At 64.1% G+C, this 20,796-nt stretch carries 24 protein-coding genes and 1 pseudogene; 15 read left to right on the top strand and 10 right to left on the bottom strand.

Translation table 11 applies throughout. The features are described 5' to 3' along the window. Positions 1-671: porin (locus OXS49_RS25950; protein WP_267427546.1), on the top strand; the 671-nt coding region annotated here is incomplete at its 5' end. Positions 672-824: 153 nt separating this feature from the next. Beyond that, positions 825-1,091: a hypothetical protein gene (locus OXS49_RS25955; protein ID WP_267427547.1), complete on the top strand. Its 267-nt coding sequence runs from the start codon at positions 825-827 to the stop codon at positions 1,089-1,091. 152 nt (positions 1,092-1,243) lie between these two features. Here OXS49_RS25955 and OXS49_RS25960 read toward each other — a convergent pair whose 3' ends face one another. From OXS49_RS25960 to cueR, 3 genes are all read right to left on the bottom strand, one after another. Next, on the bottom strand, positions 1,244-1,939 hold the full coding sequence (locus OXS49_RS25960; RefSeq protein WP_267427549.1) for an MBL fold metallo-hydrolase: 696 nt from the start codon (positions 1,937-1,939) through the stop codon (positions 1,244-1,246). A gap of 233 nt (positions 1,940-2,172) precedes the next feature. Then, positions 2,173-2,673, bottom strand: a complete 501-nt coding sequence (locus tag OXS49_RS25965) for a DUF305 domain-containing protein (protein WP_267427550.1) — start codon at positions 2,671-2,673, stop codon at positions 2,173-2,175. 718 nt (positions 2,674-3,391) lie between these two features. After that, the gene (gene cueR / locus OXS49_RS25970) at positions 3,392-3,865 is read right to left on the bottom strand and encodes a Cu(I)-responsive transcriptional regulator (RefSeq protein WP_267427551.1); all 474 of its coding nucleotides are present in this window, start codon (positions 3,863-3,865) and stop codon (positions 3,392-3,394) included. Between the two features lie 137 nt (positions 3,866-4,002). Between cueR and OXS49_RS25975 the strand changes: the two genes are divergently transcribed. From OXS49_RS25975 to OXS49_RS33720, 8 genes are all read left to right on the top strand, one after another. Then, positions 4,003-4,752, top strand: a complete 750-nt coding sequence (locus OXS49_RS25975; RefSeq protein ID WP_267427552.1) for a glutaredoxin — start codon at positions 4,003-4,005, stop codon at positions 4,750-4,752. Between the two features lie 643 nt (positions 4,753-5,395). Further along, positions 5,396-5,518, top strand: a complete 123-nt coding sequence (locus tag OXS49_RS25980) for a hypothetical protein (RefSeq protein WP_267427553.1) — start codon at positions 5,396-5,398, stop codon at positions 5,516-5,518. Between the two features lie 79 nt (positions 5,519-5,597). Then, positions 5,598-5,837, top strand: a complete 240-nt coding sequence (locus OXS49_RS25985) for a hypothetical protein (protein ID WP_267427555.1) — start codon at positions 5,598-5,600, stop codon at positions 5,835-5,837. Between the two features lie 674 nt (positions 5,838-6,511). Beyond that, entirely contained in the window at positions 6,512-8,707 is a 2,196-nt protein-coding gene (locus OXS49_RS25990) for a TonB-dependent siderophore receptor (protein ID WP_267427557.1), read from the top strand. A gap of 3 nt (positions 8,708-8,710) precedes the next feature. Next, complete coding sequence (locus OXS49_RS25995; RefSeq protein WP_267427558.1) at positions 8,711-9,394, top strand: Fe2+-dependent dioxygenase; 684 nt, start codon at positions 8,711-8,713, stop codon at positions 9,392-9,394. Continuing rightward, positions 9,391-10,371, top strand: a complete 981-nt coding sequence (exbB, locus tag OXS49_RS26000) for a tonB-system energizer ExbB (RefSeq protein WP_267427559.1) — start codon at positions 9,391-9,393, stop codon at positions 10,369-10,371. Before OXS49_RS25995 ends, exbB begins: the two co-directional genes overlap by 4 nt. A gap of 12 nt (positions 10,372-10,383) precedes the next feature. Next, entirely contained in the window at positions 10,384-10,869 is a 486-nt protein-coding gene (exbD, locus tag OXS49_RS26005; protein WP_267427560.1) for a TonB system transport protein ExbD, read from the top strand. After that, a complete protein-coding gene (locus tag OXS49_RS33720; protein ID WP_267427561.1) occupies positions 10,866-11,663 on the top strand; it encodes a TonB family protein in 798 nt (265 codons plus the stop codon). The genes exbD and OXS49_RS33720 overlap by 4 nt, the downstream gene beginning before the upstream one ends. Before the next feature lie 15 nt (positions 11,664-11,678). Here OXS49_RS33720 and OXS49_RS26015 read toward each other — a convergent pair whose 3' ends face one another. The 3 genes from OXS49_RS26015 to OXS49_RS26030 form a co-directional block, all read right to left on the bottom strand. Beyond that, positions 11,679-12,005, bottom strand: a complete 327-nt coding sequence (locus OXS49_RS26015) for an integration host factor subunit beta (RefSeq protein WP_267427562.1) — start codon at positions 12,003-12,005, stop codon at positions 11,679-11,681. A 636-nt stretch (positions 12,006-12,641) separates the two neighbouring features. Then, positions 12,642-12,875 carry a hypothetical protein gene (locus OXS49_RS26025; RefSeq protein WP_267427564.1) on the bottom strand — a complete coding sequence of 78 codons (234 nt, stop codon included), beginning with the start codon at positions 12,873-12,875 and terminating at the stop codon, positions 12,642-12,644. Positions 12,876-12,970: 95 nt separating this feature from the next. Beyond that, the gene (locus OXS49_RS26030; protein WP_267427565.1) at positions 12,971-13,234 is read right to left on the bottom strand and encodes a hypothetical protein; all 264 of its coding nucleotides are present in this window, start codon (positions 13,232-13,234) and stop codon (positions 12,971-12,973) included. A 309-nt stretch (positions 13,235-13,543) separates the two neighbouring features. Between OXS49_RS26030 and OXS49_RS26035 the strand changes: the two genes are divergently transcribed. From OXS49_RS26035 to OXS49_RS26050, 4 genes are all read left to right on the top strand, one after another. Beyond that, the gene (locus OXS49_RS26035; protein ID WP_267427566.1) at positions 13,544-14,305 is read left to right on the top strand and encodes a hypothetical protein; all 762 of its coding nucleotides are present in this window, start codon (positions 13,544-13,546) and stop codon (positions 14,303-14,305) included. 73 nt (positions 14,306-14,378) lie between these two features. After that, complete coding sequence (locus tag OXS49_RS26040; RefSeq protein ID WP_267427567.1) at positions 14,379-15,134, top strand: sigma-70 family RNA polymerase sigma factor; 756 nt, start codon at positions 14,379-14,381, stop codon at positions 15,132-15,134. Beyond that, a complete protein-coding gene (locus OXS49_RS26045; protein ID WP_267427568.1) occupies positions 15,131-15,334 on the top strand; it encodes a DUF2934 domain-containing protein in 204 nt (67 codons plus the stop codon). The genes OXS49_RS26040 and OXS49_RS26045 overlap by 4 nt, the downstream gene beginning before the upstream one ends. 238 nt (positions 15,335-15,572) lie before the next feature. Then, on the top strand, positions 15,573-15,908 hold the full coding sequence (locus tag OXS49_RS26050) for a hypothetical protein (protein ID WP_267427569.1): 336 nt from the start codon (positions 15,573-15,575) through the stop codon (positions 15,906-15,908). A 43-nt stretch (positions 15,909-15,951) separates the two neighbouring features. Here the strand turns inward: OXS49_RS26050 and OXS49_RS26055 are convergent, their stop codons facing one another. Next, positions 15,952-16,197 (bottom strand): hypothetical protein, encoded by a 246-nt coding sequence (locus tag OXS49_RS26055; RefSeq protein WP_267427570.1) that lies wholly within the window; start codon positions 16,195-16,197, stop codon positions 15,952-15,954. Between the two features lie 173 nt (positions 16,198-16,370). Between OXS49_RS26055 and OXS49_RS26060 the strand changes: the two are divergent. After that, a pseudogene (locus tag OXS49_RS26060) lies at positions 16,371-16,784 on the top strand (SDR family oxidoreductase); the annotation flags it as partial. A 123-nt stretch (positions 16,785-16,907) separates the two neighbouring features. Here the strand turns inward: OXS49_RS26060 and OXS49_RS26065 are convergent. The 3 genes from OXS49_RS26065 to OXS49_RS26075 all read right to left on the bottom strand — a co-directional run bounded on the left by OXS49_RS26065 (position 16,908) and on the right by OXS49_RS26075 (position 20,728). After that, positions 16,908-17,903 (bottom strand): hypothetical protein, encoded by a 996-nt coding sequence (locus OXS49_RS26065; protein WP_267427571.1) that lies wholly within the window; start codon positions 17,901-17,903, stop codon positions 16,908-16,910. A 315-nt stretch (positions 17,904-18,218) separates the two neighbouring features. Then, positions 18,219-19,169 (bottom strand): GGDEF domain-containing protein, encoded by a 951-nt coding sequence (locus OXS49_RS26070; protein WP_267427572.1) that lies wholly within the window; start codon positions 19,167-19,169, stop codon positions 18,219-18,221. A gap of 789 nt (positions 19,170-19,958) precedes the next feature. Beyond that, a protein-coding gene (locus OXS49_RS26075) for an IS5 family transposase (RefSeq protein WP_267427573.1) occupies positions 19,959-20,728 on the bottom strand; the annotation gives its coding sequence in 2 pieces (ribosomal slippage) (positions 19,959-20,413 and positions 20,413-20,728; 771 coding nt in all). Between the last annotated feature and the right edge of the window lie 68 nt (positions 20,729-20,796).

Below are 20,796 nucleotides of genomic sequence, written 5' to 3' on the forward strand. Positions count from 1 at the left end.
GCGGCCTGAAGATCAACACGCCGTTCATCGCCCCGGGCGACGCCCTGTACCTGCAGGGTGCCTACGGCGACGGCGCGCAGCTCTACACCGGCTACTCCGCCTACACTGGCTCGTACACCCAGAGCACCACGACCATCCAGGGCCAGAAGTTCGCCCAGTATTTCTCGGACGCGACCATCAACCCTTTCACCGGCCAGTTGCAGACCTCGACCAGCTTCACGGCGGTCGCGTCGTACCTGCACTACTGGACGCCGGAATGGCGCTCGGCCTTCTTCGGCTCCTACGGCGAGCAGAGCTTCTCCAACAGCGCCCGCCTCGCCCAGGGCGCGGTCTACAGCCTCGTGAGCGGTCTGGCCGGCAGCAACCCGTTCGGCTCGAACGCGGTCGGTACGCCCGGCACCCGGTTCTACAACCTGAGCCAGGCGCTGCGCGACACCTACCAGTTCGTGGCGGGTGGCAGCATCATCTGGTCGCCGGTCAAGGATCTCGATATCGGCGTCGAGGCGTTCTATACCCAGATCGGCCTGAAGAACGGCCGGGCGATCGATCTCGACAAGAGCCCGACCGCCTACGCCAATATCGCCGGCATCAACAACGGCACCTTCGCGGTTCGTACCGCCACGCAGGACTCGGTCTCGCAGGTCCGCTTCCGCGTCCAGCGCGACTTCTAGTTTCCCAGATCGAGACCGGTTGTTCCCAAAGCTTCCTGATCTCGATGTCCCCGTGCAAAGGGACCCAACTCGCCCGGCCGAAAGGCCGGGCTTTTTGTTGCGCGGTTGCCGTGATCCGATCAACGCGTCACCGGCCCCGCGCTACTCCCCAGCATGGCCAAAGAAATACCCAGCGTCGGCGACCTGCGACGCAAGTCCGAGGTGACGGACGACGAGATTGAGGCTGCGACGGCCGCTTACCTGAAGGACGAGGGCGTGCCGCCGTTCGTCTTCAAGTCTGGCCACACCGTCGACGTGGCCAAGGCGATCGAGATGCACCTGCAGGCCAAGAAGCTCTTGGCCGACGAGGAGACCAAGCCGGGCCTGCGCCGCACGATGGTGAAGACCGCCATCGGCATGAGCTTCTCGGTGCAGGGATAACCCAATCCGATCACATCGCCTGTGGTGCAATTGAGTCCGCTTCCGGTCCTTTGCAGTCCCGCTGAAGGTCCACTTGCAGGCTTTTTGACGGACGATGATCACGACCGGAATGGGCGGATTGCGGGGTACCTACACGAGGCAATCCGTTCGTTTCAGCGACGTGTTGCTGCTCGCTCAAGGTGGCTCGCAGCGTCCTTCACGATCGACCCGCCGTGCCCGAAGCAAACTGCCTGTGGCGCGAGCGCAGCGAGCTTGCGTTGGCTGCGCCGACCCTCTGCCTCGTCCTCAAACCCGATCGGATCGCCCGCGCCGAGGATGTTGATGAACACGTCGCCCGCGATCAGAAGCCGTGTCTCTTGCCACAGGAACGCGACCTGACCGGCGCAATGGCCAGGGGCGTGGATCACCCGAAGACCGCCAACGAGTGGCAAAGTCTCACCACCAGCGATGTGCTGGTCGATGCGGAACGGCACCGTGCGCTCTTTCTCGTCGAAGACGATGCGCAGCATGAAGTTACGGATCAGACCGGGCGCGGGCTTCATAGGCCGGAACGGCCCACCGCTCTCAACCATCGGCACATCGGCGGCGTGCATGTATGTCCGCGCGCCGGTCGCCTGAATGAGCGGAACCGCGCTGCCGATGTGGTCGGGATGGCCGTGGGTGAAGACGAGGTGCTTGATATCGCTCGGTTTGCGCCCGAGCTTAGCGACTGCATCGAAAACCTTGTTGGCTTTTCCCGGAAACCCCGCATCGATCAGGACCAGTTCTGGACCTGCATCGAGCAGCACGGCGTTGGCGTTGCCCATCGGCACGAGATAAGCGCCGTCGATGATCTTCTTGAGCACCATTGATCCTACCGACTTGCCGCCCCCGTCCATAGACCGGCTGCGGAGGGCCGAGAAGGGTGGAGTATCCGTTGGTCCGCTTTCGATCAGCAATGACCTGAAGCAGACGTCGCTGCCGTGCCAGCCCATAACTCCAATCAGACGGTGTCGCGGCTGGTTCGTGACGGTTGAGGACGGCTTCACGGTCAGCATCCGCGCACGGCGGGACTGTACCAGCCCGCCGTGTCAATCTTCGACTACCGTCCTTGCAGAGACAGCCCCGATCCGGGGGTCCACGACTGGCCCTGCGTTTCCTGCAGAGACCCGTCATTCGCCGGCAGGGTTCGGTAGGAGTTCCAACCGATCACATGGACCGGCTCGCCACCGGAAGGTGCGACGTAGCCGTGCCGGGCTAGCCAGCTGCGCATATCGTAGATCTCGCGCTGCTGCTCGACGATGATCGCTTCAGCGAGCTGACGGGTCCACGGATCCTTGGCACGGCGAAGCGCAACCTGCGCCATGTCGATGGCGCCCTGATGGTGCGGGATCATTTGGATGCGGAAATCCGCGTCTGGATCACCCGTGTACGGCTGATCCATCGCAGCCATCATTTTGTGGTGGGCGGCCACGAACTCCTGCGTGGCCGACGTCTGCGCCGCGGCCGCCTTCGGCCCAGCGTCGTGCATATGGTGTTGGTGCTGGGCCCACGCAGCCGTAGTGGCGGCCAGCAGCGTGGCTGCGGCAACGAGATATCGCATGGTACGTCCTATGGAATACGCCCCATCGACCGCTCGACAGCGGATCGCGGGCGAAGAACTGGAATGGTCGGAGATGCGCCGCGACGACCCTCGAGGGCGGCGGCTCAGGCGCCGAACGGTCTCGGAGGTTTGGCTGGCTGCTCGGGCTCTCGCCCAGACAGGATCGGCGGCGTTGCGAAGGTAATCCGGCGACTACGATCGCTTGGGCCGACGACACTGATCACGTCACCGGTTAAGGCTGGCGAGCAGCACGCTGCTCCGACGTTGCAGGACGGGCAACCGGGCATCCCGTCGTGGCAGCCGTGGTGGGTGGAACTCGCCCTGATCGTAGCCGCGACCGTAACGCCGCCCGCAGCAGTGCCGACGTGCGTTGAATGGTCATGCATGACGGCATGGGGTCCGCCGTGTCCCTCGTGCGCCTGCGCGGACGCAACAACGCCGCAGGCCGTCAGCATGACGGTAAGAAGGACGACCCTCGTCAGGTACGCGATGAGGCCCAAGCTCAGCCTTTGATGGGTGTCTAGGTCTAGATGCTACCCGCGTAACAGTGGGTCCGGTTCGGCGTCAATTCGTGCGCTACAAGGTCTGATGCCGCCCTCTTCTGAACCGATCCTGACAGCCGCTTCCAACCCAATGCACAAGGCTCGGGCGCCCTTCTGGCCACCCTGGTGTGGCACCTCCAGCAATTATCGACCGAGAAGCACGAGAGCCGGCCAGCTCATCTATCGGAACTGGCTTTCCTGCGCGGTGTCGGTGGTTCGGTGGCTCCCTTTGGGGTGCCCGCGTGGCAAGCGGGAACAGCCGTGCCGGTCTCCAGGCTGGCGATGATCGGGCAGTTTGGACGCCCATCCCCATCGCAGGCATCAGCAAGGGATCGCAGGGCATCGGCCATCTCGTTGAGCTGGCGCGCCCGTAGTTCAAGCTCTTCGACGTGCGCGATCGCGATGGCCTTCACATCGGCGTTGCTGCGGTCCGGGTCGCCCCAGAGGCTGAGCAGCACGCGGATGCGGTCCAGCGAGAACCCAAGGTCCCGGGCGTGCCGGATGAAACCGAGCCGGTGCAGGTCGGCGGTGCCGTAGTCGCGGTACCCGCTATCGCGCCTCTGCGCCGGGGGTACGAGACCAATGCTCTCGTAATGCCGGATCATCTTAGGCGACACCCCGGAGGCTCGGCTCGCCTGTCCGATGTTCATCGCGTCTATATCCCATTGACCTTACCATAATGGGAAGGTTCATGAAGGTCTTCAACTCCAAGCGACCGGCTCCGTCCCGCTGCCCCTACCCGAAGGCACGTAGGCGGTCCGGTCGCGCATCACGAACGGAGGCTCCGATGCAAACCACGGCCGCCCGTAAGGCTGATCTCTACCGCATGGTCATGCCCCAGCACGTCTGCCCCTATGGTCTAAAGGCTAAGGACCTCCTCGAACGCCAAGGGTTCGAGGTCGAGGATCACTGGCTGACGACGCGCGAGGACACGGATCGCTTCAAGGCCGAGCACCGGGTCAAGAGCACCCCCCAAACCTTCATCAACGGCAAGCGCGTCGGCGGCTTCGACGACCTACAACACCATTTCGGCAAGGCCGCCAATGACCCGAACGCCACGAGTTACAGGCCCGTCGTCGCGGTGTTCTCGATCACCGCCCTGATGGCCCTGGCGGCGAGCGACGCCGTTTACGACACGCCTTTGACCCTCCGGGCGGGGGAGTGGTTCATCGCCTTCAGCATGTGCGTGCTCGCCCTGCTGAAGCTACAGGACGTCGAAACCTTCTCCTCGATGTTCCTGGGCTACGACCTGCTGGGCCGGCGCTGGGTGCGCTACGCCTACGCTTATCCCTACCTCGAAGCCGGGGCTGGCGTCCTGATGGTGGGGGGCGCCCTGAACTGGCTGTCGATCCCCGTAGCCTTGTTCATCGGCACGATAGGCGCGGCATCGGTGTTCAAGGCGGTGTACGTCGATAAGCGCGAGATCAAGTGCGCCTGCGTCGGCGGATCGAGCAAGGTACCGCTTGGCTTTATCTCGCTGACCGAGAACTTGATGATGGTCGCCATGGCTGTCTGGATGTTGGTGGCGCACCATTGAGCGATGAACGCCGACAATGGGTGAGGAAAATGTCTGCTTTAAGCGACGGTCCAATGACGGATCACCACTCAAGCTGAAGTCCTTGAGCGGTTGGTGAATGACCGCTTTCCGGAGGCGCCGACGGCGGTTCCTACGGCTCACATGGGTCGAAGATGGAACGCCCGCTTGCGAGCGGTCGGTCAACTTCCGCAGCCCACCCATAGAGGAAAACGCGCTCTCAGACGATAAGCGGTTGGCCCGCGTGGTCCTGCGCGAGGTCGCCGGACTGTCTAGCAGCACTGCGCTGACGCCGCCGGCCGTAGCCGATCGGCTGTCAGCTGAGATGCTAGCCTTGTGGCCCATGTAGGCCGCACACACAGGCGATGACGGCACCGACGAGCAGACCGTCGCCTATGCTCCCGAGGTCCTGGCGCCTCTCGCCGGCCCCGCGCTACGCGCCAGCCTGGAGGAAGCGGCACAGACCGCCCTCGACGCGGCGGATCGGATCATCGCGGTTCTGGACAGTCTCGACGGCGACACGGACCGCGAGGACGGCGGGGCCGACGAGCCCTCGCTGGCCGCGCCCAAGAACGCCACCGGCTCGCAGGTCGTCTACATGCGGGGCGGCGATCAAGACCGCGAACAGGAGGAAGCTGCCGCGCCCGTGCTGCCGGAAGTGGCGGCCGAGGCGACCGTGATCCGCGTTGAGCCACTGCGTTGGGGCGGCTGGGGCAACGTCATCTCGGCGGCCGGCGTGGCGCTCCTCGACTTGCTCGAATTGGCGTAGAGGAAAGACGACTGGAGGCCTGCGTTGGCACCGGCGAAGCTGGTTCCGCTAAGAGCACGTCGGCTTGAGGAGGGGTGCCGTGGACGAACTTAACGGCCGCATGCTCGGTTTGCAGATCCTGCTTACCGGTGTCATCGCGCGCATGGCAGGAGAGAAACGTGATCCCGTCGGTTTTCTTACGGAGTTTCGTGATGAAATCCAGGCGGTGGTGCGCGGTATTCGCATAGCCGGATCTGACGATGACGCGGCCATACGCGCGCGGGCACTCGGTGCGATCGACGAAATGTTCTCGCTCATGAAGCCGCCAAGTGAGGATTGAATGCCCGGCGGATCGCGTGGGCGGAAGGGTTCGGTGGATCTCGTCTACGACAAACCTGCGTTATTAATCCGCTATGCGTGCTACTGACCGCGCAAGGCTGTTGATTGTTGCTATCATGTAACAACGTCCCACGCCTGCTCGCCCGCGGGTCGGCAGATCTCGAGGAGGTTAGATAACTCTTTGATACTGCAACGTTTTTTTGATTGTCGATAATTTTTCAGTTGTTATTTGTAATAGATCAAAACTGGCGGGTCTGCGAAACAGCGTTTATAGCCCTATTGGGAACTGGCTTCTTATTACAGTTCTAATGTTGGCTTCTTGACTCGGATCTACAGATAGCTTTCACGCTTGTCTATTGCCAAGCGTTACCAACGCTGGTGATTGGAGGCGAGAATACTGTGCTGCGTCAGTCATGCATTCCGACATCACTGCGCCAACATCCGATGGGTGGCCGCAAACCGACGTTCTCTACATCAAGGGGAGCGTTGGGCTTGGCATGCGCGGCTGCTGGAACAGTTGGCAGCGCGGAAGCACAGTCGGGGCCTGCCACAGCGCTGCCTCCGATGACTGTGGATGCACCTATTGCCCGGCCTCGCCCACCGGCGCCGAAGCCGAGCCAAGCACAAGTTAAGGCTCGTACCGCCCTCCGACAGGCTGTTCGAACACAGCGGCGCGTGACAGCCCCGCCGGTCGTAGCGCCGGCTCCAAGCGTTGGCACATCGACAGGAACCGGTGCTCCGGCTCAAGGCGTCGGTGATCCGAGCAGGGACCCCTACGCCAACCCAAACTCCCCCTATCAAGCGCTCAACGTCGCCTCCCCACGCTTCACACAGCCGATCCTTGACACACCGAAATCGATCACCGTGCTGACGCGCCAGGTGATCGACGACAAGAACGCGACGAGCTTCCGCGAGATCGCGCGCACGACGGCGGGTGTCACGCTCGGTACGGGCGAGGGTGGCAATGCCTTCGGCGACCGCTTCTTCATCCGCGGCTTCGATGCGCGCAACGACGTGTTCGTCGATGGCATCCGCGATCCCTCCGTCAGCGTGCGCGAGAATTTCTTCACCGAGCAGATCGAGATCCTGCGCGGCCCCGCCTCAAGCTTCGCGGGCCGCGGCACTGCGGGTGGCGCGGTCAACATCGTGACCAAGCAGGCGACGACGTTCGGCGATTTCTACAAGTCGGAGGGGCAACTCGGGACCGACAATACCCGGCGCATCACGCTGGACCTCAACCAAGTCGTGAGTCCGGCCCTCGCGATCCGTGTGAACGGCCTGTACCAGGAAGCCAACGTAGCGGGCCGCAAATATGTGTTCGACGACCGCAACGGTGCCGCCGTCGCGGTGACGCTCAAGCCCGCCGACGGCTGGACGTTCAACGCCAACTACTTCCACACGGATCTGAACAGCCTGCCGGACTTCGGCGTGCCATTTAACGCACAAGCGCGACGCCCGTTTACCGAGAGCATCGTTCCGCGCGATACCTACTATGGTTTCGTCAACCGTGACTTCTATCGCGTACAACAAGACATCGGCACGCTTGTGTCGGAATATGCGCCCAGCGAAGATTTTAAGATCACGAACCGCTTCCGCGCCGGTCATTCGGTCCTCGACTACGTCGGCACGCTGCCAGAACGGCCGGTCATACCGCGCAACGGCAATCTCTATGGCACGACGGTGAGCCTCAACCCTCAGAGCCGTTACCAGACCGTCGACGTCGTGGCCGACACCACGGATGCAACCTTCAAGTTTGTGACTGGCCCGATCCTGCACACCGCGGTTCTCGGCACCGAGTTCAGCCGCGAGGCCGTCAGCCGTGATACCTACGCTGGGCTGCGTTCTGAGAATTCGAACCTCGGAACCACCGGTATCTTCAGCGGTACTGGGAGCTTGGCCGGCGTCAATATCCTGGCGCCACCCAACTTTCTACCTTTCAGTACCAAACCATATCTAACTGGTAACCCGGCTTATATTCCAGTAGATACGAAGGCCGGATACCTCATCGAAACAATGAACTATGAGGACCTCGTTCTGCTCAACGGCGGTGTCCGCTATGACGACTACAACATCTCGTCGACACAGGGTACGAGCTCGGCGCGCGTGCATTCGGGTAACCTGAACTACAACATCGGTCTGACGCTGAAGCCTCAGCCTTGGCTGAGCGTCTACGGCGCCCATGCAACCTCGTCGAACCCAGTCGGGGCCGAACTCGACGCCTCCGGTTCGGCCTATGGCGGCCTCAGCGCAACCTTCACCGGCAACCAAGTTTTCGCGCCAGAGCAGAACACTGCCGACGAGGTCGGCGTAAAGGCCGAGCTGTTTGACCGACGCCTTCTTGCGACGTTTGCCGTGTTCCGCACGCTCAAGGAGAACGCCCGCGAGACGCTCGGCACCGCCCAGGTCATTGCGGCCGACGCGGCCTACCGGGTCGAGGGCGTCGACTTGGAGGTCGCCGGCAAGATCACCGACGAGTGGAGCGTGTTCGGCGGCTACGTGGCGATGGATACTAAGGTCACGAAGTCGGGCGACCCCACGGTGATCGGCAACCGGCTCGCCAACATCGCACATCGCTCGTTCAGCATGCTGTCGAAGTACAGGATCACGCCGTGGCTCGAATTCGGGGCCCAGGCGATCAACAACTCGCGCATCTCGGGCGGCACTCTCGCGGCCAACGCCAACGTCCTGCCGTCTTACTGGCGACTCGACGCTTTCCTTGAATACAAGGTCAACGAGAACCTGAACGTCAAGCTCTACGGTCAGAACCTTTTCGATCGACGCTACTACGACGCGTTCTACCGCAGCGACGCGCCGTTTGCGTTCATCGCTCCTGGCCGGGCAGTGTACCTCATCGCGCAGACGAAGTTCTGATCGATGCTGATCTGTATCCCGGAGGTCTTGAGCAAGGCGGAGGTCGCTGATTTCCGCCGCATTATGGACGCGGCCGAATGGGAAGATGGTCGCTCGACGGCGGGTTCCCAGTCGGCGATGGTCAAGCGCAACGAACAGCTCCCGCCAAACGGCGAGGTCGCTCGTCATCTGGGAGGTCGCATCGTCAAGGCGCTGCTGGCCAACCCGCTGTTCGTTTCGGCCGCAATCCCGCTTCACATCTTCCCGCCGCTGTTCAACCGCTACGGCGAGGGGCATCACTTCGGCATCCACGTCGACAACGCCGTGCGCGGCGATCCGGCGACGGGGATGCGTATCCGCACCGATTTGTCGGTGACCTTGTTTCTGGCCGAGCCGGACGCCTATGACGGCGGCGAGCTCGTGGCCGAGGACTACTACGGTTCGCAGGAGGTGAAGCTGGCCGCCGGCGATCTTGTCCTGTACCCGGCCTCCAGCCTGCACATGGTCACGCCGGTAACCCGGGGTACGCGGGTGGCCTCGTTCTTTTGGCTCCAGAGCATGGTTCGCAGCCCCCAGGGTCGTAGCCTGATCTACGATCTGGACACCGCCATCCAGGGCCTTGTGACTGAACTGGGTCGCGATCACGCCGAGGTGGTGAGGCTGACCGGCATCTACCACAACCTCATCCGGACCTGGGCCGAGATATGATCCGATGCCAAGAGCCGGAGGGTCGGAGGGCGACAGGCCGAGCGTCCATTGTCGCCCCCGTGGGTCGCATCCTGCTGGCCGCGTTTTGGCTTCTGTCAGGGCCGGCTCTCGCGCAGTCGCCGGGTACCCCAACGCCAACTGCGGCAGCGCCAGCCGTTCCCGCGACACCACAGCCCGCGCGCCCATCCGAGAGGGGCCTTCCCATTGAGCAGGTCCCTCAAACCGAGGTCCAGTCGGCGCCGGACCTGCCTCAGCGGGCGGGCATCCGGACAGCGGCGCCCGCCGGTCACGAGCTATCACCGTGGTCGATGTTCCTGAATGCCGACATCCTGGTGAAGATCGTGATGGCTGGGCTGGCGCTGGCCTCGGTGATTACCTGGACGATCTTGGTAGCCAAGACGATCGAGCTGGGGCTCGCCCGCCGTGCGCTCACCCGCGCCCTCGGTCGCGTTGCCGGCGCAGGCTCGCTGGCCGAGGCCGGGGAGGCACTCGGCGGCCGCACGGTGCTCGACCGGCTCGTCGCGGCGGTCTGCGACGAGATACGGATCTCGCCCGGCCCGGCGGACGGCATCAGGGAACGGGCCGTCTCGCGCTGCTTGGAGATCGTTAAGGCAGAGGGACGTACAGCCCGACGCGGCATGGGGGCACTCGCCACGATCGGCGCGATCTCACCGTTCGTCGGGCTGTTCGGCACCGTCTGGGGCATCATGAACAGCTTCATCGGCATCTCGAAGGCGCAGACCACCAACCTCGCAGTGGTGGCTCCAGGCATCGCCGAAGCCCTGCTTGCTACCGCCATCGGGCTCGCCGCGGCGATCCCGGCGGTGATCATCTACAACCACTTCGCCCGGGCGACCCGCGGCTACGGCGACCTCGTGCAGCGCGCCTCGGGAGCCACGATACGGCTGCTGTCACGCGACCTGGACCACGGCGTAGCGGCCGGGCGTCATGCGCCGCTCGCCCGCGCCGCTGAGTGAGCGGAGACGGTCATGGCCATCGCACTGGGCGGCGACGAGGATGACGGCGACGAGTTCGGTGAGGCGCACGAGATCAACGTCACGCCGTTCATCGACGTGATGCTCGTTCTGCTGATCATCTTCATGATCGCCGCCCCGCTTTCGACAGTCGACCTGCCGATCGACCTGCCTTCTTCCAGCGCCGTTCCGCAGAAGAAGCCCGACAAGCCGACCTATGTCACGATCAGGGCGGATCTGGCGGTTGCGGTCGGTGAGGCACAGGTCAAGCGGATCGATCTCGCCAAGGTCCTCGACGCGCAGGGCGATCCCAACAAGGAGCGTCGCATCTTTCTGCGCGCCGACCGCGCGGTGCCTTACGGCGAGCTGATGGATGTCCTGGAGATCCTGCGCACAGGTGGCTATCTCAAGGTCGCTCTCGTCGCTCTGGAGGGTTTGCCCGGCGGGTCGGCGGGAGAGGTGAGGGGCGGGACGCAGGCCTTGCCACCGCTAAAACCGTGACAGGCGAGGCGCGCCTCGAATACGGGCTTGCCGGGCGCCGCTGGCCGCTTTGGCTCGCAGCTGGTGCCTTCGTGCTTGGCCTCCACGCGAGCGGGATCGTGCTGGCCGTGACCTACACACCGCCCGACGAGCCGGACGACCTCGGCGCGAACGCACTGGAGATCGGTCTTGAGATGATGGCGGTACGGCACGAGCCTACCGACCTCCCCGCCGGTCCGGAAGCGGACGACGCCACCGCTGCGCCGGCCGTGGTGCAGCAGAAGGCCGTCGACGACCCGACCGAACTGCCCAAGGCCGTGCCGACCGAGACGGAGGATCCGGACCGGATCGTCTCGCCTGATGCGACGCGCAAACCGCAAGAGGACGAGACCAAGGTCAAGGCGGTCGAGACCAGCCCATCGATGGAGTCAGTCGCATCCGAGGCTGCCGCTGCGCCGACTTCGGAGACGATGAAAGAGGCGCCACACTCGACCGCTCCAGTCTTGGGGACCGGCGAGAGCGCGCGGCGCATCCGCACCACGTGGCAGAAGCAGCTTCTGGCCCATCTCGAAAGGCACAAGCGCTACCCTGGCGGAGTGGGGCGTCCGACCGGCCAAGTGACGGTGACGTTCATGCTAGACCGTCTCGGGCGGGTAGTATCGGCAAGTGTGGTCAAGGGCTCGGGTGACATCGCACTAGATGATGCAGCGTTGGCCATGATGAAGCGCTCTGATCCGGTACCGCCGCCGCCGCCACTGGTTGCCGACGAGGGGCTGACTTTCTCCATTCCGGTCGTGTTTCGGGCGAAGAAGTAGATACCGCAGGCAATATTATGAAGCCGGCAGTAGTCGCTCCACCTCACGCACTAGGTCCTTCGGTCTCAGGTTCAGACGCGCCCGCATGGCCTTGCTTGGCTTGAAATGCACGTTCCGCTTGGCAGCCACGGTGACGCTCTGACCCGAGCGCGGGTTGCGGCCGGTCCGCGCCTCATGGTCCCGGACTGAGAACGCGCCGAAATCCCGCAGCTCGACGCGACCGCCGTCCGCCAGTGCCTCGGTCATCCGGTCGAGGATGGCTTCGACCACCGCCTCAACCTCTCGTGCGTACAGGTGCGGGTTCTGAGCAGCGATGCGGGCGACGAGCTCGGATCGGATCATGTGCCAGCGATGGCGCGGGGCTCATCGAACCGCAACCGTACCGCGGCGCGCTAGCGTTTCATTAACCATCCGCCGTGAGGAATGCCTTAGACGTCCGGAAGCCATTCGGGGCGCCTCCCTTACCTCGCCCGCCCGGTTCGCCGCGGCGGGCTCTTTCGTGTCGCGACCCCGCGATCAGTTACACGCCCTGGGCCGATTGCCGACGAAGGAAGCTATACCGACAGCGTCGATCATCGCGTCGAAAGCAGCGCGAGCGTCCGCGTCAGTTGCGAACGTGTTGTCCCATCGGATGCAGCCGGAGGGATGGACCACCTCCATGCGCCAACACTCCGGCATACCTGGGAGGCGATAGATCTCGACCTCGACCGTTTCGCCATCTCGTGTGACGGGTCCGGATAGCGGAGAGTGCTCGAACTCGCAGTCCTCCTCGCTCATCCTCTGCTTTCCTTGGTGCTCGCCTTCCGGAGCGTGCCTACTAGAAACGATCGCGACCCGGGACGTCTCCAGGGCCAGCTTGCTAATGGCTCGATAACTGACTGCGTGCATTCTGTCCCTGCGTTGCGTAACGGCTCGGCTCATCACTCGTGAGATCGGACGCTCCCCCGCCCCATGAGCACACAGCGACGAGGTTGAGCCTCAATCGTCTTTGAGCGCTGGCGGGGATGATCCGTACCGCTCTTCAAGCTCGGCACGGCCCGTGTCGGTGATCTTGTACTCGACGCTGTCGGCCGCCGGATCCGATCGGCCAGTGGCTGCAACCAGCCCGAGGGTCTCCAGCCGTCGCATGTAGACGGAGACTTGGTAAAAGCGCGGTCCCAGCGTCGAGAGGGCTTGCAGGCGAGAGAGGCTGGTGGGTGCGAGTTTGTGCATCGCCCATCAGTGTACCGATCGCTGGCTCCAGCGCCAGAAGGCGCAGCGCTCCCCCGCCCCATGAGCAGATCGGGCCGGGGCCGTGCGGGCGAGGATCACGGCGGGGTCGGATGCGCGGACATAATGGCCGCCGCCAGCACTGTCCTGAACGTGGTCTCGCGGCGTCCGGACTGTCCAACCATCGCGAAGGCTGGCGAGGCATTCACGAGCGCGGCGACGTCGAGGCTGTGTCCACTGGCAAAGCGATAGGGTCTGATCCCCGGATCCCGCATGTAGGCGTCGATCGCCGCGACAACCTCGTGGCTGGCGATGATGCCCACCTTGCGCAGGTCGGCGACAGTCGGTGGTCCGGCAGTCATAGGCGCGCTGATTATCCCCTGACGTTGACTTAACCGTGCCGCCCGGCCGACATGGGCGGTCACGGTCGCACCCGCTCTAGCGAGTCGCGGCCGCCATTCAGGAGACCATCGCCGCGAGATAGACCCTGAAAAGCCAACAGCCCCTTCCCGGCAAGGAAGAGGCTGCTGAAAACCCAGAGGCCTTGTGGGGCCCGCATCACTGCTCCCCACAAGCCATAGCTCCCCCTCGGGAGTCAAGACGGAACCTGTTTCCGTCAACGGGAAGGCTTTGCCTGGACCCTAGCCGCGGCCCGTGAGGGACCGGGTTTGATGTTTCACGCCACCATGCGGTCGGCGATCGAGGGCGCGCGGACACTCGCGCAGCTCGACGACCTGTCGCGCACCATCTGGCAGGCCCACGCCAGCGAGACTGTCACCGACTCTGAGGCGCAAGGTCTCGCCGAGGCGCTGCACACCCGCAGGAGCGCGATCCGCGAGGCCGTGGCGCCCGTCGGCATTCCGCTCGGCCGTGTGACGCTGTTCCCGCCGAAGCGCCTCCAGCGGGCTCCTGAGCGATCCGTGGCGATCGAGCGTCGCCGCCGGCTGGCCTGCTCCGGCCCGGTGCCGCCAGCCCTCGCCAGCAGGTTCACGACCGGGCAGCTCGCGGTCCTACGGATCGTCGGGGACGAGGTCGCCCGCAACGGCGCGTGCGGGCTGTGCATCGACGCCATCGCCGCCCGGGCGGGTGTGTGCCGGCGACTCGCTCAAGCCGCGATCCGTCTGGCCGAGGGCGACGGCCTGCTGACCATCCAGGAGCGGCGTCACCAGGGTCGGAAGTCCGACCCGAACGTGGTGCGCATCATCAGCCGGGAATGGCTGCAGTGGCTCAGGCGAAGAGGGCGTTCCGCAGCTCCGGCGCTGCTGGGCAGCATAGGGTGCAAAAGGACTCACCCCACGGATAGGGGAGATCCACAGAAGCAGATTGTGGATGCGGAACCGAAGAAGGGCTGCCGAGAGGCGGCGGGCGACCTCGACCGATCAGGCAGGATGAGAATTCGCGCGGTTGGTCGCACTGGCCGAGCTATGCTGTGAGGGTATGTGAGCGGCCGATCTATCGAACGAATGGAACGGGGATGATGACGCGCGCTTCGAGCTGCCTTTCACGATGAGCGCGGACGAGACTGAGGAGCTTCCGGATCGTGCCGGCGCAGCGCTGGACCAATCCAAGCCCGTTCTTTCGGACGAGATCCAGAGACACCTCGGAAGCCTACTGGCGGCTGCCTACACCCAAGACGATGCCGAGCTAAGGGCTACAGGCCGCTTTGTCGAACTGCTGGCCAAGCTCGATGCAGCTCTTGGCGAAGCGAGTGCTCGCAGCGATACCGAGTTCAAAAGGCTCCTCGTCGCCGTAGTCCCGGCTCTACGGCGCTTCGCGGTCTCGCTCGCCCGAGACCCAACGGCCGCTGACGATCTCGTACAGGACGCCCTCCTGCGAGCTTGGCGCGCCCGAACGCGCTTTGAGCAGGGTACGAACTTCGAAGCTTGGACCTTCACGATCCTGCGCAATGCCTTCTACACCAGCCAGCGTAAACGCCGTGAGGTGCAGGATGAGGATGGTAGCCACACCGCTCAGCTCGCCGTCGCACCGGATCAAGCCGGGCGCCTTGACCTCCAAGACGTCCGTGCCGCCCTCGACCGGCTCGCCCCAGTGATGCGGGAGGCGTTGGTCCTCGTGGCGATCGAGAACCTCACCTACGAGGAGACCGCTTCCTTCATGCAGTGCCAGGTCGGTACCGTGAAGAGCCGCGTCTGGCGCGCCCGGACCCAGCTCGCCGAGCTGCTGGGCTATACCGGGTCCGAGATCGGAAGTGACGGGGTGATGCTCTCAGCACTCGGCGGGTCAGGTGGGGTCAGCAGGTGAGCGAGGATCGCTCCGTCGATCGCGCTGCCGAACCCGTAATCGCGGACGATGAGATCCGCGCGCGGGCCCACGACATCTGGGACCGGCATCACCGGCCTGTCGGCTACGATCTGCAATTCTGGCTCATGGCCGAGCGCGAGCTGAAGGCGGAGCGGAGTCAGGCTGTGAAGCGCGACAATCTGAGGTGCCTCGCGTCATAGAAACGCGACAGGTTAGCTGAGGCCTGCTAGAGCCCCGCTTCTTCCCGCCACCGCGCCCAAGGTGTTCGCGACACCATAGGGCCCGTGGCGGGCAAGTACGCGACGACAGGCGCAACTGGGCCAGTTCCCCGGGGCTCGCCCGTGAAGCCTTGGCCGGGCGGTTGCGTGAGGGTCGGCGTGTGCGGGGGAACTGGACACCGCGAAGCGCCGGCCCATGGCCTTGCTCATGTGAGGTGGCATGCCGGCCCTGTTGTTCTCTGTGCGCGCTCCAGGCAGTAGCGAGATCCATCGCATGGAGGCCACGAGCACTGGTCGCGGCATCCGGTTCACCTGCACTTGCTCGGACGGTACGGAAGGGCGTCATTGCGAGCACCGCCTTGGGCTGCTGCTTGGCGACACCTCGAACCTCGTGGAGGTCGATCAGGTCGCTGTTGAGGCACTGGCCGCGATGACGAAGGGTTCGCCCCTGCTTCGAGCCGTTCACATGTTGGCCCAAGCCGAGGCTGCTGCGGCTGAAGCGGAACTCGACCTGGAGCGCGCTCGGCGGGTGATTGCAACAATCCTAATGGGATAGGCAGTCAGAGCAGCCCCCTGCCCATATCGGAAGGGGCGATCCCTCAGTGCTTCGTCAAGCTGTCGACGGTCTCGTTCGGACCCAGCTTACCTGAGAACCGCGCGAGATGGCCGAGGCTCGGCTCGTCCAAGCCGCCGGCATTCGCGAAAGTCGCCAACGCGATACCAACGAGAAACTGAGCCTCCGCCTCGGTCACTTCTCGGCCGCTTAGAGTGCTGGAGGCACCCCGCACGGCCAGCACCGCCTGCCGGAATGCGGGATCGCTTTGGAGGTCAGCCAGTCGGGTCATTCGGAGGTGTCTCAGGGTCTCGCACCGCGTGACCCGATCAACGATGTTTGGCAGCAGCGCAAGGGTTCTACGTGCCCAGATCGAAGGCAGTGCAGGCAGAACGCTATGCGTGGCGCGAAGAGGCCGAGCGCGGGCAAACTGACGACCCGCATGCCGATCCGAGGAACGGGAGAAAGGCGGCCATGGAGAGCAAGTTTTGGGGTGCGTACCGGATCGCCCGGTCCATGCGGATCAGGCAGGGCGGCACGCTGACGTTCATCACGGGCTTCATGAGCGAGCGACCCCAGGCCGCCGCCCCACTCCAAGGCGCGATCAATGCGGCGCTGGAAAGCTTGGCGCGCGGGCTGGCGCTCGAATTGGCACCCACCCGGGTCAACACCGTTTCGCCCGGCTTGATCGAGACGCCGTTCTGGTCTCGCATGCCGGAGAAGGATCGGATGGCCATGTATGCCGGCGCAGCCGAGAAGCTGCCGGCACGGCGCGTGCGCCAACCCGAGGACGTTGCCAACGCCGTGCTGTTCCTCGCCACCACCCCGTTCGCGACGGGGTCGGACATCCGTGTGGACGGTGGCGGTACTATCACTTGAGTGAAAAGTCAGTCTCGGACCTCGCCCGGGCTTCGGCGACATAACCGACGATCGGCTGAACCGCGGTGAGGATATCAGAGCGTTCTGGCGACGCGGCCCGGGCACCGCTTCATGGAGCCGCGCTTAAATCACTGCCAGCTTGGCCAGTTCGGGAAACCGCAGACCCGTATCATACAGAGCTTCGTGGCCGAGGTAGTACAGCGCTAGGAAGACCGCGAGCGCACCGGCGTAGTACACTGGTGCCCATGCGACATCGCGGATCCGCACGGTCGCCCGAGTGTCGTCGGCGGCGATGCCGAGCAGCACCACGATGATGCCGGAATGGCCGATCGCGTCTACCTTGCCGAATTCGAAGACCGCCGAGACGAAGATCGCCGCCAGGATGATCGCCGCCATGCGCCGCACTAGCGGCGTCCAGATCAGCGCGAAGGCTAAGGTGAATTCGATCACGCCAGCCGACTGCATGAACAGCTCAGGCGTGGCACCCATCGTCATCGCGGGCTTGGCGGCGAGCAGCGGATCGGTCCACTGCGGGTACGCCCACTTCTCGACGCTCGCCCACATCAGCGTGATGGCAGCCGTGTAGCGCACGAGGTCCAGCGACCGGATGCCGAACAGGCTGATGCCGAGGCCGTTCAGAACCAGGTAGGCGGCCACGCCGAGGAACACGGGATAATCGGCGAGGTGGAAGACGCCGTACTGCATGGTGGCGAAGCTGAACAGGAAGACGATGCCGAGGCCGGTGAGTGGCATGGTTCGGCGCCAGATGAGGCACACGGCCATGGCGAGCTGCAGCCAGGGGATCCAGCTCGCATCGGTCTTTAGCTCCGGCGTGAGGATGATGCCGCCCAAAGTCCAAAGCGACACGAGGAAGAAGCCGAGCGTGCAGCGGACCAGCAGCTCGGTGTCGGTCCGGATCCGGGCGGTCACGCGATCGAGCGCGTTCATGAGCGCCGTCCCGAGCTGAGTACCTTCCGCAAGACACCCCATCATCAGGCAGACCAGCGCCAGCCCGGTGAGCCATTCGAAATCGGGGCATAGAACCTGTTCGAGTCCACGTGGCTGGCCGGCAATGTCGTAGGCGCAGAACCATTTCACGTGTGCGCTGGCCGGCGCCATGCCGGTCAAGGTGGCGATGGGGGCCAGTGCGAGGGATGGGCCGATCGAGCGCCACCGCACTAGAAGCCGACGCATGCTTGAACCCTGACGCTACGCAGACGGGGAACACCCCGCGTACGTATTTGCTCACACGGCCGAGCTTCGCGTCAACAATCAATTAACCTGTCTTACGAATTGGTTAACGCAATAGGCGCGATTACTTGGTTAATAGGCACTTTACGTCGTGATCGGCATACCTTCCAGCCGTTTTGAAGCTGGTCATGAAAATCAATGCCGGTTGAGCGATCGCGCGGATCCCGTGAATGCCACCGCGGTTCACACGGCCGGAAGCAGCTCCGCACCCGTCGGCTTTGGATCGGCGTTGGCGATAGCTATCGACCGGAGCGCCGCAATGCGGACTTGGCCTTTGCCCGCCGCCTTGCCCACGTACATGTGGCCATCGGCTTCATGCATCAGCGCGGCCCGATCCAACGATGGACTGGGCTGAAAGATCAGACCGCCCATGCTGACCGTCGTCGGATACCGCGATCGTCCGAGTGCGGCCGACAGATCTTGGTGGAAGCGCTCGATCGTCGGCCGGCCCGCCGCAGTGGATGCGATCGGCATCAGCGCGGCAAACTCGTCCCCGCCGAGCCGGTAGAGGCGCCCCCGCCCGTGGAGAGCGCGCGACGCGGCCGCTGTCAGTTCGCGCAGCACATGGTCGCCGGCGCCGTGACCATGCGCGTCGTTGATGCGCTTGAAGTCGTCCACGTCGATCATCGCCAGCGCAACCGCCCGATTGCCGGGTTCACGACCGTCGAGCAAGGTTTCCAGCTCCCGCTCGAACGCCGCCCGGTTCAGGGCGTTCGTCAGCGCATCGTGCGTGGCACGGACGCGCTCGCGGTCGTAAGCGCGCCGCAACGCGTGAATGACCACGACGGTGAAGCCATACGCGCTGAAACGGATGATCCCCCGAGCGACGGCCACGTTCGGGTTGAGACCGACCTCGTGGACGTGATGAGGAAAGATATTCAGCAGGCACGCCAGGACGGTGACGAAGCAGCTCGCGCGCAGGCCGAGCCGCCATCCGGCGAGCGCGATCAATGGGATGAACAGCGGCCCCATACCCACGGCCGGGAAGAAGTGGTCAGCGCTGATCAACGCCAGGCCACCAGCCGCGAGCACCGTCCAAGTCGTCCATGCCGACCAAGCATCGAGGCGGTCAGCCAGGTTCCTTGTCTTGACCAGCTCGCCCATACCGCTTTGCGACCGCTCGTGATCGGGCATGGCCAAGCAGCGACACCCTAATCAGGGTGCCATATTAGACACGAGGTCTTAACGAAGGCCCGGCTCAGAACACTTTCCGAAGGCCCCACGAGGCGGCATCCCCGGGTGTTCGCTGTGGCATCGATTGCCGAACCGAAGCGCTCGCACTCGCGACTAACGCAGACGCTGGGGGCGTGGCTTGGGGATTTTGATCGTCACGAGCTTGCCGGTGACCGGGTCGAGGATGGTCACAGGGCCGCCCCGTTGATCCGGTGATGGCGTGCCGCACGTTGGCTCGCGCGGGCATTGTGGAGCCGCCGCATCCGTTCTTGATGAGCCTCATCCTCGGCGATCTTAAGGGCTGAAAGGCTGGGAAGAGATTGCACCGCCGGGTTGGGCTCGCGCTGCGAAATCCAGTGTTTCATGTGCCGCCCCACTGTTGGTACTTAAGTAACGAGCTTAACCATTCGTTAACCTATTGCAACCCTAGGGCGATGGCGCACGGATTTGGCTTGTGTCCCGGGTGCGGATCCGTGGGGAAAACTCGATCCAGGTGAGCGCCAATCGTTCCCGTAAGCTTCAGATCACCAGCCAACTGACGAGCCCGATCACCGTATCGAATACGGCTTCGTGGGCGAGGTAGTGCAACGCCAGAAACACCACCAGAGCCAAGGCATAATTAGTTACTATGGGAGGAGTGCTGATTGAAATGCAGACACATGCCCCAGACACAGGTTTCATCCCGCCATCACTACATTCCAGAGTTCTATCTAAAGCGTTGGTGCTGCGCTGAAGGTAATTTAGGGCGTGTCATCGCTTGAGCCAGTCGAGGGCTGCGGCGAGGGACAGAACGCCCATGAAGCTGGTGGCGGTTTTCTCGTAGCGGGTTGCGATGGCACGCCATTCCTTAAGCCTCGCCCAGAGGCGCTCGACCTGATTGCGGTTGTTGTAGATCCAGTCCGGGCAGGCGACGGGGGTCTCATGGCGCTGAGGCGGGATCGCGGGGCGCGCACCCATGTCCCAGATGTGCTCGCGGAAGGCGTGACTGGTGTAGCCGCGGTCTCCGACCACCCACTTGGGCACGCTTGGCAGTTGGTCGAGCAATGGAACCGCATGGGGCAGCTCGTGCGCCTGCCCCGGTGCCAGCCGGAAGGCGATGGCGCGGCCCCGCCCGTCGGCAATCACGCAAGCCTTGGTGCCATAGCCGCCACGCGATCGGCCAAGAGCCTCACGAGTGTCTCGCTCGGCCCCAGATCCCCCCTTTTGGCGGCCCCGGCCGCCTTCTGGTGCGCGCGTATGGTCGTGCCATCGAGGAACACCATCCCGAGCTGAACCCCGCGCTCCTGCACGAGGCTGAGGAGCCGTTCCCAGACGCCAGCACGGGACCAGCGGATGAAGATCTGTGCGGCTCGCCACCAAGGACCCAGATCCTCCGGAATAGCCCGCCATTTCGCCCCGTTCTGATGCCGCCAGAGAATGGCCGAGAGCGTGCGTTGCAGGTCCTGCGGTGGCGTCTTGGCCTTCGGACGGCACGCCTCGACCAGCGGCTCCAGCTCAGACCATTGCGCGTCGCTCAGCATCATCCCTCCTGCCTTGAAGAGAGGAAACGCAAGCCCCGCCAGTCCGTTCAGGCGACGACAGGCCCTAG

Source organism: Methylobacterium sp. GC_Met_2, assembly GCF_026540795.1.
GTDB lineage: Bacteria > Pseudomonadota > Alphaproteobacteria > Rhizobiales > Beijerinckiaceae > Methylobacterium.

Bases quoted from the DNA above. Each gene is read 5' to 3' on its own strand.
- OXS49_RS25955 (WP_267427547.1), top strand. From the start codon at position 825: ATGGCCAAAGAAATACCCAGCGTCGGCGACCTGCGACGCAAGTCCGAG.
- OXS49_RS25960 (WP_267427549.1), bottom strand. From the start codon at position 1,939: ATGGTGCTCAAGAAGATCATCGACGGCGCTTATCTCGTGCCGATGGGC.
- OXS49_RS25965 (WP_267427550.1), bottom strand. From the start codon at position 2,673: ATGCGATATCTCGTTGCCGCAGCCACGCTGCTGGCCGCCACTACGGCT.
- cueR (WP_267427551.1), bottom strand. From the start codon at position 3,865: ATGAACATCGGACAGGCGAGCCGAGCCTCCGGGGTGTCGCCTAAGATG.
- OXS49_RS25975 (WP_267427552.1), top strand. From the start codon at position 4,003: ATGCAAACCACGGCCGCCCGTAAGGCTGATCTCTACCGCATGGTCATG.
- OXS49_RS25995 (WP_267427558.1), top strand. From the start codon at position 8,711: ATGCTGATCTGTATCCCGGAGGTCTTGAGCAAGGCGGAGGTCGCTGAT.
- exbB (WP_267427559.1), top strand. From the start codon at position 9,391: ATGATCCGATGCCAAGAGCCGGAGGGTCGGAGGGCGACAGGCCGAGCG.
- exbD (WP_267427560.1), top strand. From the start codon at position 10,384: ATGGCCATCGCACTGGGCGGCGACGAGGATGACGGCGACGAGTTCGGT.
- OXS49_RS26015 (WP_267427562.1), bottom strand. From the start codon at position 12,005: ATGATCCGATCCGAGCTCGTCGCCCGCATCGCTGCTCAGAACCCGCAC.
- OXS49_RS26025 (WP_267427564.1), bottom strand. From the start codon at position 12,875: ATGCACAAACTCGCACCCACCAGCCTCTCTCGCCTGCAAGCCCTCTCG.
- OXS49_RS26030 (WP_267427565.1), bottom strand. From the start codon at position 13,234: ATGACTGCCGGACCACCGACTGTCGCCGACCTGCGCAAGGTGGGCATC.
- OXS49_RS26035 (WP_267427566.1), top strand. From the start codon at position 13,544: ATGTTTCACGCCACCATGCGGTCGGCGATCGAGGGCGCGCGGACACTC.
- OXS49_RS26040 (WP_267427567.1), top strand. From the start codon at position 14,379: ATGAGCGCGGACGAGACTGAGGAGCTTCCGGATCGTGCCGGCGCAGCG.
- OXS49_RS26050 (WP_267427569.1), top strand. From the start codon at position 15,573: ATGCCGGCCCTGTTGTTCTCTGTGCGCGCTCCAGGCAGTAGCGAGATC.
- OXS49_RS26055 (WP_267427570.1), bottom strand. From the start codon at position 16,197: ATGACCCGACTGGCTGACCTCCAAAGCGATCCCGCATTCCGGCAGGCG.
- OXS49_RS26065 (WP_267427571.1), bottom strand. From the start codon at position 17,903: ATGGCGCCGGCCAGCGCACACGTGAAATGGTTCTGCGCCTACGACATT.
- OXS49_RS26070 (WP_267427572.1), bottom strand. From the start codon at position 19,169: ATGCCCGATCACGAGCGGTCGCAAAGCGGTATGGGCGAGCTGGTCAAG.